This is a genomic window from Kitasatospora sp. NPDC092039 (genome assembly GCF_044756065.1).
Taxonomy (GTDB): domain Bacteria; phylum Actinomycetota; class Actinomycetes; order Streptomycetales; family Streptomycetaceae; genus Kitasatospora.
Genome location: NZ_JBIVSD010000031.1, coordinates 15,648 through 28,745, shown reverse-complemented (window position 1 = coordinate 28,745; position 13,098 = coordinate 15,648). Strand labels below are relative to the sequence as shown.

Here is a 13,098-nt window from a genome sequence, read left to right as displayed (position 1 = left end):
AACAGCGCCGCGAGCCGCCGGGGCAGCACGCTCAGAACAGCACGCTCATGAACGCCCCGACCTCCTGGAAGCCCACCCGCCGGTACGCGGCCCGGGCCCGCAGGTTGAAGTCGTTGACGTACAGCGACACCACCGGCGCCACCTCCCGCAACGCGACGTCCAGGACCGCCGCCATCCCCGTCTCGGAGAGCCCCCGCCCCCGGTGCTCCGGAGCGACCCAGACCCCCTGGATCTGGCAGGCCCCCTCCGTCACCGCCCCGATCTCCGCCTTGAAGACGACCTGACCGTCCTCGTCGAACCGCGCGAACGACCGCCCGGTGGAGACGAGTTCGGCCACCCGGGCCTGGTAGAGCAGCCCGCCGTCCCCCGCCAGCGGCGACACCCCCACCTCCTCGGTGAACATCGCCACGCACGCCGGCATCAGCGTCTCGACCTCGTCCCGCCGCACCCTGCGCACCAGCGGGTCCGGCGCGATCTCCGCCGACGGCACCGAGGTCGCCAACAGCGGCTGGTGCGCCCGCACTTCCCGGGCCGGCCCCCAACTGCGCTCCAGCAGCGCCCAGAAGGCCGCGGTGGCCGCCGCCGGCCCGACGATCGAGGAGCAGCGCCGTCCCTGCCGGCGGGCCCGCTCGGCGAACGCCGCGACCGCCACCGGCCCGGCGTTGACCAGGACCAGGTTCGCCCCGGCGTAGCAGAGCGCGTCCAGCACCCCGTCCGCGTCGTACCAGCCCCACAGCTCCCCGCCGAGCCGCCACGGGTCCAGCCCGACGGCCTCGACCCTGGTCGCGACGAACGCGTTGGCGACCGGGTCGCGGTGGAGGATCTCCAGGGCGCCCGGGAGGTCCGGCGGCTCCAGCACGCGGGTGGTGGCCAGGGCCCGGGCGGCCTGGAAGGAGCTCGGGAGCATCACACCTCGATCGAGCATCGAGACAGCACCTCACTGAGACGACTCTGGCCGCACCCTACTCCGTGGCCCCACCCGGCTACGGCCGCGGGGCCGTCCGCGAACGGACGGCCCCGCTTCCGGAAATCACCGCGCGGGCGTTCCGCACGGTCAGGGCAACCCACGGCTGCCGGAACACGCTACGCGGGGGTTCGCCCCCCGCGACCGGTCACTCCCCCGCGACCACGGTCGGCGAGCCCGCCTCGACGCCCGCCTCCTGCATCTGCTCGGCGAGCTTGAGCGCCTCCTCGATCAGGGTCTCGACGATCTTCGACTCCGGGACGGTCTTGATGACCTCGCCCTTGACGAAGATCTGACCCTTGCCGTTGCCGGAGGCGACCCCGAGGTCGGCCTCGCGGGCCTCGCCCGGGCCGTTCACGACGCAGCCCATGACGGCCACCCGCAGCGGCACCTCCATGCCCTCCAGCCCGGCGGTGACCTCCTCCGCGAGCTTGTAGACGTCCACCTGGGCGCGCCCGCAGGACGGGCAGGAGACGATCTCCAGGCCGCGCTCGCGCAGCCCGAGCGACTCCAGGATCTGGTTGCCGACCTTGATCTCCTCGGCCGGCGGGGCGGAGAGCGAGACCCGGATGGTGTCGCCGATGCCCTCGGCCAGCAGCGCGCCGAAGGCGACCGCCGACTTGATGGTGCCCTGGAAGGCCGGCCCGGCCTCGGTCACGCCGAGGTGCAGCGGGTAGTCGCACGCGGCGGCGAGCTGGCGGTAGGCGTTGATCATCACGACCGGGTCGTTGTGCTTGACCGAGATCTTGATATCGCGGAAGTCGTGCTCCTCGAACAGCGAGCACTCCCACAGCGCCGACTCGACCAGCGCCTCCGGGGTGGCCCGGCCGTACTTCTCCATCAGGCGCTTGTCCAGCGAGCCGGCGTTGACGCCGATCCGGATCGGGACGCCCGCGTCCTTGGCGGCCTTGGCGATCTCGCCGACCTTGTCGTCGAAGGCCTTGATGTTGCCCGGGTTCACGCGCACCGCCGCACAGCCGGCGTCGATCGCCGCGAAGACGTACTTCGGCTGGAAGTGGATGTCCGCGATGACCGGGATCTGCGACTTCTTGGCGATGATCGGCAGCGCGTCGGCGTCGTCCTGCGAGGGCACGGCGACCCGGACGATCTGGCAGCCGGACGCGGTGAGCTGGGCGATCTGCTGGAGGGTGGCGTTGATGTCCGAGGTCACGGTGGTGGTCATCGACTGCACCGAGACCGGGGCGTCGCCGCCGACCGGCACGTTGCCGACCATGATCTGCCGGGAGTAACGGCGCTTGGCCAGCGGCTTGAGCGGCAGGGACGGAATACCGAGCGAGATCGCGGTCATGTGCGCAGGGTTCCCCGGGGTTGAGGTGTGGTCGACCGCCCGGCCGTGACACGGCCGAGGCCGGGCGCGCTGTGATCGCGCACCCGGCCTCCACGGTACGGCACCGCAACGGCGCCCAGCACACCCGCCGTACCCGAACGTCCTAGCCGATCTTCACCGGGTTCACCAGGTCGGCGACCATCACCAGCAGTGTGAAGCCGATGAAGACGCTGGCCACCACGTACGCCACCGGCATCAGCCTGGCGACGTCGAACGGGCCCGGGTCGGGCCGCCGGAACAGTTGTGCGAAGCGGCGGCGGACCGCCTCCCAGGCGGCGCCGGCGATGTGCCCGCCGTCCAGCGGGAGCAGCGGCAGCATGTTGAAGAGGAAGAGCGACAGGTTGATCCCGGCGAGCAGGTTCACGAAGACGGCGATCCGCTGGGTGGCCGGGATGTCGAGCGAGATGACCTCGCCGCTGACCCGGGCGGCGCCGACCATGCCGATCGGCGAGTCCGGGTCGCGCGGGGCGTCGCCGACGACCGCGTTCCACAGCCCGGGGATCTTGCCGGGCAGGGCGATCAGCGACTTCACCCCGTTCTCGGCCATGTCGTACATCCGGTCGAGCGACTGCCCGAAACCGAGCTGGACCACACCACTCGCCGGAGTGAATCCGAGGAACCCGGCCTGGACGGTCTGGCCCTTGAGCGGGACGTTGTCGTCGTCGTACTTCTGGACGTCGTTGACCGCGATGGTCGGGGTGAGGGTCTGCTGCTGCCCGTCCCGCTCGACCACCACCGGCACCGTCCGGCCGGCCGACCTGCGGATGTCCTCCTGGAGCTGGTCGTAGGTGCGGATCCGGTCGCCGTCGAAGGAGAGGATCCGGTCGCCCGCCTTCAGCCCGGCCTGGGCGGCCGGCGTCTGCGGGGCGCCCTCCGGGCAGCTGTCGGTCGGCTGGCCCGCCTTGACCACGCACTGGGCGACGGTCTTGACCGTCGGCACGCTCATCTGGACGCCGAAGCCCATCATGACGGTCAGGAAGAGCCCGAACGCCAGGACCAGGTTCATGAACGGCCCGGCGAACATGACGATCATGCGCTTCCACGGCTTGCGGGTGTAGAAGAGCCGGCTCTCGTCACCCTCCTGGAGCTCCTCGTAGGAGGCCTCGCGGGCGTCCTCGATCATGGTGCGCCAGGGCGAACTGCTGCGCTTGGTGATCCGGCCGTCATCGCCCGGCGGGAACATCCCGATCATCCGGATGTACCCGCCGAACGGGATCGCCTTGATGCCGTACTCGGTCTCGCCCTTCCGGCGCGACCAGAGGGTCGGGCCGAAGCCGACCATGTACTGCGGCACCCGGATGCCGAACAGCTTGGCCGTGGAGAGGTGGCCGAGCTCGTGCCAGGCGATCGAGATCAGCAGCCCGATGACGAAGACCAGGATGCCGACCACCGTCAAAACCGTTGCCACCGCTGGTCCTCCGTCATGCCGCTCCGCTCATCGTCTCGTCCTACCGCAATCATGGCCGTCGCCCGGCCGTCGCCCGGTGGTCAACCGGCCGCCAGCTCGCGGGCCCGGGCGCGCGCCCAGTCCTCCGCGTGCAGGACGTCCTCCACCGTCAGGGAAGTTCCCGACGCCGGACCGCCGTCCCGCCCGCCGTGCTCGGCCACGACCTTGGCAACAGTGTCCACGATTCCGGTGAAGGCGAGGCGGCCCTTCAGGAACGCCTCCACGCACTCCTCGTTGGCCGCGTTGAAGACCGCCGGGTTGGTGCCGCCCAGGGTGCCCACCTCCCGGGCCAGCTCGACCGCCGGGAAGGCCTCGTCGTCCAGCGGGAAGAACTCCCAGGTGGCGGCCTTGGTCCAGTCGCAGGCGGGGGCGGCGTCCGGCACCCGGTCCGGCCAGCCCAGGCCCAGCGCGATCGGCATCCGCATGTCCGGCGGGCTGGCCTGGGCCAGGGTCGAACCGTCGGTGAACTCGACCATCGAGTGCACCACCGACTGCGGATGGACCACGACCTCGATCCGGTCGAACGGCACGTCGTACAGCAGGTGCGCCTCGATCACCTCCAGGCCCTTGTTCACCAGGGTGGCCGAGTTGATCGTGACGACCGGGCCCATCGCCCAGGTCGGGTGCGCCAGCGCGTCCTGCGGGGTCACCCCGGCCAGCTGCTCACGGGTGCGGTCGCGGAACGGGCCGCCGCTGGCCGTCACCACCAGCTTGCGCACCTCCGCCCGGGTGCCGCCGGCCAGGGCCTGGAACAGCGCGGCGTGCTCGGAGTCCACCGGCACGATCTGGCCCGGCTTCGCCACCGCCTTCACCAGCGGACCGCCGACGATCAGCGACTCCTTGTTGGCCAGCACCAGCACCCGGCCCGCCGCCAGCGCGGCCAGCGTCGGCCGCAGGCCGATCGAACCGGTGATGCCGTTCAGCACCGAGTGGCACTCCAGCGCGGCCAGCTCGGTCGCCGCGTCCGGGCCCACCAGGACGGTCGGCAGCGGACGGCCCGCCGCCTTCGCGGCCAGCGCCTCGCGCAGCGCCGGCTCGGCCGCCGGATCCGCCACCGCCACGGTGTGCACGCCCAGCCGCACCGCCTGCTCGGCGAGCAGCTCCACCCGGCCGCCGGCCGCCGACAGGGCGACCACCCGGAAGCGGTCCGGGTTGCGGAGCACCACGTCGACGGCCTGGGTGCCGATCGAACCGGTGGAACCCAGGATCACCAGCTCCCGGGGGCCGGAGGGGACCGCCACGGTGGGCGTGAAGCGCAGCTGCGGGTGGGCGAGCGAAGTCATGCGCCCATTGTGTCCTGTGCGCGGCGCTCCCCAGGACGACCTCCGGCCCTTCGGACTACCGTCGGAACCATGCGTACCGTCATCGCCGGGGGCCACGGACAGATCGCGCTCCAGCTGGAACGGCTGCTCGCCGCCCGCGGCGAGCGGCCCGCCGGGATCATCCGCCGCCCCGAGCAGGCCCGGGACCTCGTCGACGCCGGCGCCGAGCCGCTGCTGCTCGACCTGGAGGCCGCCACCGCTCCGCAGCTCGCCGGGCTGCTGACCGGTGCCGACGCGGTGGTCTTCGCCGCCGGCGCCGGACCGGGCAGCGGCGCCGCCCGCAAGAACACCGTCGACCGGGACGCCGCCGTCCTGCTCGCCGACGCCGCCGAACTCGCCGGGGTCCGCCGGTACCTGATGGTCTCGGCGATGGCCGCCGACGCCGAGGCGCGCCACCCCGCCGACGAGGTCTTCGAGACCTACCTGCGGGCCAAGGGCGCCGCCGACGACGCCGTCCGCGCCCGGACCGCTCTGGACTGGACGGTGCTGCGCCCCGGGCGGCTCACCGACGGCCCCGGCACCGGCCTGGTCCGGCTGGCCCCCTCGGTCGACCGCGGCGCGGTGGACCGGGCCGACGTGGCCGCCGTCCTGGCCGCGCTGCTGCACGAATCCGGCACGGCCGGACTGACGCTGGAGCTGGTCGCCGGGAACGCCACCGTCGAGGAGGCGGTCGCCGCGGCCGCCGGGCACGACGGCTGAGCCGGCGCGGGGCGCACGAGGCGCACGGGGGATGCGGGGAGGGCGCGGATGCGAGGAGGGCCCGGTTCGGTGAACCGGGCCCTCCCGCTACTGCCGTAGCGCTGCCATCGCACCGCTACGGCGTCACTACGGCACCGCTCAGAGGTCGAGGCCGGTCAGGACCATGACCTTCTCGACGGTGTAGTCGTCCATCGCGTACTTGACGCCCTCACGGCCGACACCGGAGTCCTTGACGCCGCCGTACGGCATCTGGTCGGCGCGGTAGGACGGCGCGTCGCCGATGATCACACCGCCGACCTCCAGCTCCCGGTGGGCGCGGAAGGCGGTCTGGAGGTCGTGGGTGAACACGCCCGCCTGGAGGCCGAACGCCGAGTCGTTGACGGCCGCGAAGGCCTCGTCCACGCCGTCCACCTTGTGCAGCGACAGCACCGGGCCGAACACCTCGGCCTTGGCCAGGATGGCGTCCCCGGGCAGGTCGGCCAGCACGGTCGGGGCGTAGGTCGCGCCCTCGCGGGTACCGCCGGCGAGCACCTTGGCGCCCTTGGCGACCGCGTCCTCGACCCAGGACTCGACGCGCTTCGCGGCGTTCTCGTCGATCAGCGGGCCGACGTCGGTCGCGTCGTCGCTCGGGTCACCGGTGACCTGCGCCTTGACCTTGGCGACGACCTTCTCCGCCAGCGCGTCGTACACCGAGGCGTCGGCGATGACCCGCTGCACCGAGATGCAGGACTGGCCGCCCTGGTAGTTGGCGAACATCGCGATCCGGGTGGCCGCCCAGTCCAGGTCGGCCTCCGAGGACCAGTCGGCGAGCACCACGGCCGCGGCGTTGCCGCCGAGCTCCAGGGTGCAGTGCTTGCGCGGCACCGAGTCCATGATCTGGTAGCCGACCTTGTCCGAACCGGTGAAGGAGATCACCGGCAGGCGCTCGTCCTGCACCAGGGCCGGCATCCGGTCGTTCGGCACGGTCAGGATCGACCAGGAGCCGGCCGGCAGGTCGGTCTCGGCCAGGATCTCGCCCAGCACCATCGCCGACAGCGGCGTCGCCGGAGCCGGCTTCAGGATGATCGGGGCGCCGACCGCGATCGCCGGGGCGACCTTGTGGGCGACCAGGTTCAGCGGGAAGTTGAACGGGGCGATCCCCAGCACCACACCGCGCGGGAAGCGGCGCACCACCGCGAAACGGCCCACGCCGCCCGGGTCGGTGTCCAGCCGCATGGTCTCGCCGTTGGTGCGGCGCGCCTCCTCGGCGGCCCAGCGGAACACCGACACCGCGCGGCCGATCTCACCGCGGGCCCACTTGATCGGCTTGCCGTTCTCGGCGCTGACCAGCTGGGCGAGCTCCTCGGTGCGCTCGGCCAGCCGCTTGGCCACGTGGTCCAGGGCGCCGGCACGCTGGTGCGCCGGGGTGGCGGCGAACACCGGCAGCGCGGCGACGGCGGCGTCCAGCGCCTCCTCGACCTGGGCCTCGGTCGGGATGCTCACCTTGCCGACCAGACGGCCGTCCCAGCTGTTGTGCACCTCGAAGTCGGCGTCGCCGCTCGCCCGGCGGCCGGCGAGCCAGAAATCGTACGTGGTGGTCACCGTGGTACCGGCCCTCTCCTCGTCTGTCCTACGGCCCACGGACGTGGGACCCGGATTTGAGGGTAGGCGGGGCGGTGCGCGGACCGGATTGGCCGACTAGGAGCGTTCGCCCCCGAGGCCACTCCACCGCGTCCTACGGGAGCCGCCCCCGGGGCGCCGCTTCCCGACTGCGCCCTGAGCCTCCCGGGGCCTCACCCTCCTCCCGGGAGCCTCGCTCCTCGCCGGAGCGCACCTGTCCTCTGTCCTCGCCGAGGCCTCACTCCTCGCCGGAACGGAGCGCCAGCCACAGCTCCATCCGCACGTCCGTGTCGTCCAGCGAGCGGCCCAGCAACTCCTCGACCCGGCGCATCCGGTAGCGCAGCGTGTGCCGGTGCACGCCCAGGTCGGCCGCCGCCGCGTCCCACTGGCCGTGCCGGGACAGCCACGCCCGCAGCGAGGCCACCAGGTCCCCGCGGGCCGTCCGGTCGTGCTCCCGCAACGGCCGCAGCAGCCCCTCCGCGAAGGCCGTCACCGCGTCCTCGCCGAGCAGCGGCAGCAGCGACCCCGCGCCGACCTCCTCGTGGTCCACCGAACGGCGGCCACCGCGCAGCGCCACCGCCAGCGCCCGCTCGGCCTGCGCGTGCGCCGTCCCGGCGTCCTCCAGCGCGGCCGGCGCCGAGACGCCCAACGACAGGCCCTCGTGCTCCTCCACCGCCCCCAGACAGGCCCGGTGCACCGCGCCGTTGTCCAGCGCCAGCACCATCAGCCGCGGCCCGTGCGCACCGTCCTCCCGCGCCACCAGCAGCTTCTCGCCCACCCGCGAACCCGCCTGCTCGGCCCGGTCGCCCAGCTCCCCGAGCGCCTCCGCGGCATCCGCGGAGGCCGGCCCGGCCCCGGCCACCAGAACCCGTATCGTCCCCTCCGGCAGACCCCCGAACAGCCCCACCGCCACCTGCCGGGCCGTCGCCACCTCACCCGCCAGCACCATCCGCAGCAGCGCCGCGCCCATCCGCTCCTCGGCCTGCCGCAGCTCCCGCGAACGCTCCAGGGTGAGGGTCAGCAGCGCCACCGCCGCGTTCAGCACGTACCGCTCGGTCGGCGTGATCCGGTCCTCGGTCCCGACCGCCAGGAAGCCCCGGGCCCGCCGGTCCGCCCCCAGCGACTGGACCACCACGTAGTCCTCGTCCGCCGTGTCTATCCCCGGCGCGCGCCCCTGCAGCGCCGCGCTCGACGGCGCCGGCCGCCGACGCAGCCGGTCCACCTCCGCCGCCAGCCGCCCCGCCCGGCGCGCCGCCCAGTCCGGAGCCACCACCGACAGCGCGCCCGACCCGTCGTACAGCGCCGCCCATCCCCCCAGCCGGGCCGCCAGCCGGCGCACCACCGCCGTCGTGCCGTCCTTGCCGAGCGCCGCCCGGGTCAGCTCCTCCTGCGCCTCGAAGCTGGTCGTCACCGCCTCGTACTGCTCCGCGGCCAGCGCCGCCGACACCACCTTGCTGATCGCGATGAACGGCGTCGGCTCCGGCACCCGCAGCAGCGGCAGCCCGCGCTGCGCCGCCGCGTCCACCAGCGGCTGCGGCACCTCGGTGTGCGACAGCCCCACCCCGAGCCCCAGCCCGACCACCCCCGCGTCGGCCAACCGGTGCACGTACGCCTGCAGCTGCGCCGCCGTACGGCCCAGCTTGATACCGGTGGTGAGCAGCAGCTCACCACCCTCCAGGAACGGCGTCGGGTCGTCCAGCTCACTGGTGTGCACCCAGCGGACCGGCCGCTCCAGGTGGTCCGCACCGGCGAGGACCGTCAGATGGAGCGACGTGTTGCGGACGACGGAGGCGAGTGTGGGGGGCATGGCACCTTCGGAGGATCGACCTGACCGCGCCGTTGCGGCCGGGCGAGGAGAGGGACGTGGGACTGGTGAGGGTCTCTCCCCTTCATTATGGACGCTCCGGACAACCCGCACTGCCGAATCCACCTCGAAGGCGACTTCCCGGCGGCCCCGCCGTCAGCCCGCCCTCAGTCCCTGAGATCCACCAGCAGCGGCGGCACCTGCTCCCCCGACACCGCCGTCAACGACACCACCGCGTGCCCCGCCGGCAACGCGTGCGCCAGATCCGACGGCGACCACCGCAAGCGCTCCACGTCCCGCGTCGTCACCGACTCCGTCTGCGCCGTCGTCCCCGACAACGCCTTCCGCCCGACCCGCCCGGCCCGCCGGATCACGCCACCGGAGGTGTCGGGGGTGTGGGTGACCGCGGTCTCCTGCACCAGGTGCGTCCCCCACGCCTCCGAGAACAGCTTGCCGTCCCACGGCGCGATCCCCGGGAACGCCATCCGGCAGCCGACCGCGCCGAACAGCGGCGCCCGCAGCGCCTCCGGCAGGTCCACCAGCGTGCGCAGCAGCAGCACCGCGCCCGCGTTCGCCCCGCGCATCCGCTGCAGGCCGCGCACCGCGGTGGCGTCCAGCGCCGCCGAGGCGTCGTCCACCACCAGGCCGGCGAACAGCGAACGGTCCTCGCGGGCGCCGGCCGCCTGCACGAACTGCCCCACCACCAGGCGGGACAGCATCCGCGCCGCCTCCGGGTGGCTCCGCTCGGGCAACTTCACCCGCACGCGAAGCGGGTGGTCCAGCACCCGCATCGCGAACGGGGGCCGACCGGTGCCGTCGGTCGCGAAGGCCCCGTCGAAGGCGGGCCGCTCCAGCAGCGCCAGCCGGTCCGCCAGCAGCGCCCCGGGGTCGTCCGCCCGGTCGCGCTGCCGCTCCCGGTGCTCCAGGTCCCGTTCGTGGACGGCCAGCCGGCTGGCCGCGCCGAGCGCCTTCACCACGGCGGCCAGCACGTCCGCATCACCGGCCAGCAGCGCCCGCAGCTCCCGCACCCCCGGGTAGCGGCCGTACGCCGCGTGGAAGGGGCCCACCACCTGCTGCAGCGCGGTACGGGCGTGCTCGGCGCGGGCGGTCAGCTCGTCCGGCAGCAGCGCCTCGGCCAGCCGGGCGGCCGCCTCGTCCGGGTCCCGCGCGGCGCCGTAGAGGTCCAGCCCGTACAGCGAGGAAGGGTCGCCGGGCGCGATCACCACGTCGTACCAGGAGTCCGGACCGAGATCGGCGTCCGCCGCCCCGACCACCACCGCGCAGGCGGTGCCGGACAGCGCCTGCAGGCACAACGCCTCGGCCACCGGCCGGGCCAGCCGCACCGTCTTCCCCGTCCCGGCGGGGCCCACCGCGAGCAGCGAGGTGCCCAGCACGGCCGGGTCCAGCGCGAAACCGGCCGCCCGATGGCCCAGCGGGTTCTTCGGGACGTCCTGCGCGGTGCCGAGCCTGACCTGACCCAGCAGCAGATCGTGCCGCTCGGCGCGATCGGGCAGCTCACGCGCCTCGGACGGGTGGGCGAAGGCCGCCGCGCCGCGGGTGGCCACCTGCTCGGCGAAGGCGGGCACGAACACCGGGTCCGCCTGGGCGGACTCCCAGGCGCGCCGGATCCGCACGTAGTCGACGTCGCCCACGACCTCGCCGTCCAGCCGGGCCGCGGCTTCGGCCGCGCCGCCCTGGCGCAGCCCGGCCCACGGGTCCTGCCCCCGCGCGGCCTCGGCCACCCCCGGGACGTCCTCCTCGGCGGGCCGCTCCTGCGTCACCGTGCGCGACACCAGCGGCGCGACGTAACGGCGCCACACCTCGGGCCAGCGGCCCATCCGGCCGAAGACCTTGATGACCACGGCGATCACCAGGATGTTGGCCACCAGGAGCGTGAACATGGCCTCGGACTCGGAGGGCGAGGCGAGTGGGCCGATGCCCGTCTGGGTGCCAAACCACACCAGGACGTATGTCAGGAGTTGGGTGCCGTACAAATAGGCGAACCACGCCACCACCGCGTTCAGCCCCGCCCGCAGCAGCAGCGGCCAGGTCGCGACCTTGGCCGCCTCCGCCCGCTCCGGGTCGATGCGGCGGTAGCCGAGCCGGTAGATGCCCGGGTCGGCGTCCGGGCGCGGGGCGCAGGCCCAGGCCACGAGGTCGAAGGCGGGGGTACCCGCGCCGGGGCGTTGGGGGGGCACCGCCGTCGGGGGTCTGGTGGTGGTGCGCTCGCCGTGGTGGTGTGCCCCGTCGTGTGCCATGTACGGCCCCGCTCCCTCGCCCGCCCGGCCCGACCGCCGTCGGTGCCGCCATACCCATGCCGCCGTACCGGCGACACGCCCGCGCTCAGGGTAGTGGAGCGTGGCCTGCGGGTAGTCGTACCGCCCGCGCTGGCCGTGCCGGACAAGTCGGGCGGCGCACTGCTACCGAGTGGCGCGTGCCCGGGTGGGGAGGGCGGCCGTAGCCTGCGAAGCACCGAGCCGAGAAGTCTGGAGAAACCCCATGAGCGCCGCAACGCCGCTCCCGCAGGAGCGCCGCCTGGTCACCGCGATCCCCGGTCCGAAGTCGCAGGAGCTGCACGCCCGCAAGCTGGGTGCGGTGGCGGCCGGTGTCGGCACCACCCTGCCGGTGTACGTGTCCCGTGCCAACGGTGGCGTGCTGGAGGACGTGGACGGCAACTCGCTGATCGACTTCGGCTCCGGCATCGCCGTGACCAACGTCGGCAACAGCGCCGAGGCCGTGGTGGCCCGGACGACCGAGCAGCTGGCCAACTTCACCCACACCTGTTTCATGGTGACCCCGTACGAGGGTTACGTGGCCGTCGCCGAGCAGCTGAACGAGCTGACCCCGGGTGACCACGAGAAGCGCACCGCGCTGTTCAACTCGGGCTCCGAGGCCGTCGAGAACGCGGTGAAGATCGCCCGCGCCTACACCAAGCGCCAGGCCGTCGTGGTGTTCGACCACGGCTACCACGGCCGCACCAACCTGACCCTGGCGCTGACGGCGAAGAACATGCCGTACAAGCAGGGCTTCGGTCCGTTCGCCCCCGAGGTCTACCGGGTGCCGGTCGCCTACCCGTACCGCTGGCTGACCGGTGCGGAGAACGCCGCCACCGAGGCCGCCGCCCAGGCGATCGACGCCATCAACAAGCAGATCGGCGCGGAGAACGTCGCCGCGATCATCATCGAGCCGATCCAGGGCGAGGGCGGCTTCATCGAGCCGGCCAAGGGCTTCCTGCCGGCGATCGTGGAGTTCGCGAAGGCGAACGGCATCGTGTTCGTCGCGGACGAGATCCAGACCGGTTTCTGCCGCACCGGCCAGTGGTTCGCGTGCGAGGACGAGGGCATCGTCCCGGACCTGATCACCACCGCCAAGGGCATCGCGGGCGGCCTGCCGCTGTCGGCGCTGACCGGCCGCGCCGAGATCATGGACGCCGCGCAGACCGGCGGCCTGGGCGGCACCTACGGCGGCAACCCGGTGGCCTGCGCCGCCGCGCTGGGCGCCATCGAGACCATGAAGGAGCAGGACCTCAACGGCAAGGCGCAGCGGATCGGCGAGATCATGCTGGGCCGCCTGCGGGCGATGCAGGAGAAGTACGAGATCATCGGTGAGGTCCGCGGCCGCGGCGCGATGATCGCCATCGAGCTGGTGCTGCCGGGCGGCAAGGAGCCGAACGCGGAGGCCACCGCGGCCATCGCCAAGGCGTGCCACGCGGAGGGCCTGGTCGTGCTGACCGCCGGCACCTACGGCAACGTGCTGCGCTTCCTGCCGCCGCTGGTCATGCCGGAGCACCTGCTGAACGAGGGCCTGGACATCCTGGAGGGCGCGTTCGCCGCCCTCTGAGCGGTGTCGCCCGTCAGGCGGTGATCCCCCTCCGGAGGGTTGTCCGGACAGCGCTGAACGGCCCGTGGGGACCTC

9 protein-coding genes are annotated in these 13,098 nt (G+C 73.4%); 2 read left to right on the top strand and 7 right to left on the bottom strand.

The annotated features are described in order from the left end of the window. Positions 1-31: 31 nt before the first annotated feature. The 4 genes from ACIQI7_RS36640 to dxr all read right to left on the bottom strand — a co-directional run bounded on the left by ACIQI7_RS36640 (position 32) and on the right by dxr (position 5,042). Entirely contained in the window at positions 32-907 is an 876-nt protein-coding gene (locus tag ACIQI7_RS36640; protein ID WP_401118645.1) for a GNAT family N-acetyltransferase, read from the bottom strand. 205 nt (positions 908-1,112) lie between these two features. Next, positions 1,113-2,273: a flavodoxin-dependent (E)-4-hydroxy-3-methylbut-2-enyl-diphosphate synthase gene (gene ispG, locus ACIQI7_RS36635; RefSeq protein ID WP_387760262.1), complete on the bottom strand. Its 1,161-nt coding sequence runs from the start codon at positions 2,271-2,273 to the stop codon at positions 1,113-1,115. Positions 2,274-2,415: 142 nt separating this feature from the next. Next, complete coding sequence (locus ACIQI7_RS36630; protein WP_401118573.1) at positions 2,416-3,720, bottom strand: M50 family metallopeptidase; 1,305 nt, start codon at positions 3,718-3,720, stop codon at positions 2,416-2,418. Positions 3,721-3,800: 80 nt separating this feature from the next. Next, positions 3,801-5,042 carry a 1-deoxy-D-xylulose-5-phosphate reductoisomerase gene (dxr, locus tag ACIQI7_RS36625; RefSeq protein ID WP_401118571.1) on the bottom strand — a complete coding sequence of 414 codons (1,242 nt, stop codon included), beginning with the start codon at positions 5,040-5,042 and terminating at the stop codon, positions 3,801-3,803. Between the two features lie 69 nt (positions 5,043-5,111). On the opposite strand from dxr, the gene ACIQI7_RS36620 reads away from it, so the two are divergent. Further along, positions 5,112-5,780, top strand: coding sequence for an NAD(P)-binding oxidoreductase (locus ACIQI7_RS36620; protein ID WP_401118568.1), 669 nt, complete (start codon positions 5,112-5,114; stop codon positions 5,778-5,780). Between the two features lie 138 nt (positions 5,781-5,918). Here ACIQI7_RS36620 and ACIQI7_RS36615 read toward each other — a convergent pair whose 3' ends face one another. The 3 genes from ACIQI7_RS36615 to ACIQI7_RS36605 form a co-directional block, all read right to left on the bottom strand. Then, complete coding sequence (locus ACIQI7_RS36615) at positions 5,919-7,361, bottom strand: aldehyde dehydrogenase family protein (protein ID WP_401118566.1); 1,443 nt, start codon at positions 7,359-7,361, stop codon at positions 5,919-5,921. Positions 7,362-7,617: 256 nt separating this feature from the next. Next, a complete protein-coding gene (locus ACIQI7_RS36610) occupies positions 7,618-9,186 on the bottom strand; it encodes a PucR family transcriptional regulator (protein WP_387760253.1) in 1,569 nt (522 codons plus the stop codon). Between the two features lie 164 nt (positions 9,187-9,350). Continuing rightward, positions 9,351-11,441 carry an ATP-binding protein gene (locus tag ACIQI7_RS36605; RefSeq protein ID WP_401118563.1) on the bottom strand — a complete coding sequence of 697 codons (2,091 nt, stop codon included), beginning with the start codon at positions 11,439-11,441 and terminating at the stop codon, positions 9,351-9,353. Between the two features lie 241 nt (positions 11,442-11,682). Here ACIQI7_RS36605 and gabT point away from each other — a divergent pair, with 241 nt between their 5' ends. Then, the gene (gene gabT, locus ACIQI7_RS36600; protein WP_401118560.1) at positions 11,683-13,023 is read left to right on the top strand and encodes a 4-aminobutyrate--2-oxoglutarate transaminase; all 1,341 of its coding nucleotides are present in this window, start codon (positions 11,683-11,685) and stop codon (positions 13,021-13,023) included. Positions 13,024-13,098 lie beyond the last annotated feature (75 nt).

Coding starts and splice junctions, on each gene's coding strand:
- ACIQI7_RS36610 (WP_387760253.1), bottom strand. CDS start 9,186: ATGCCCCCCACACTCGCCTCCGTCGTCCGCAACACGTCGCTCCATCTG.
- ispG (WP_387760262.1), bottom strand. CDS start 2,273: ATGACCGCGATCTCGCTCGGTATTCCGTCCCTGCCGCTCAAGCCGCTG.
- gabT (WP_401118560.1), top strand. CDS start 11,683: ATGAGCGCCGCAACGCCGCTCCCGCAGGAGCGCCGCCTGGTCACCGCG.
- ACIQI7_RS36620 (WP_401118568.1), top strand. CDS start 5,112: ATGCGTACCGTCATCGCCGGGGGCCACGGACAGATCGCGCTCCAGCTG.
- dxr (WP_401118571.1), bottom strand. CDS start 5,042: ATGACTTCGCTCGCCCACCCGCAGCTGCGCTTCACGCCCACCGTGGCG.
- ACIQI7_RS36640 (WP_401118645.1), bottom strand. CDS start 907: ATGCTCCCGAGCTCCTTCCAGGCCGCCCGGGCCCTGGCCACCACCCGC.
- ACIQI7_RS36605 (WP_401118563.1), bottom strand. CDS start 11,441: ATGGCACACGACGGGGCACACCACCACGGCGAGCGCACCACCACCAGA.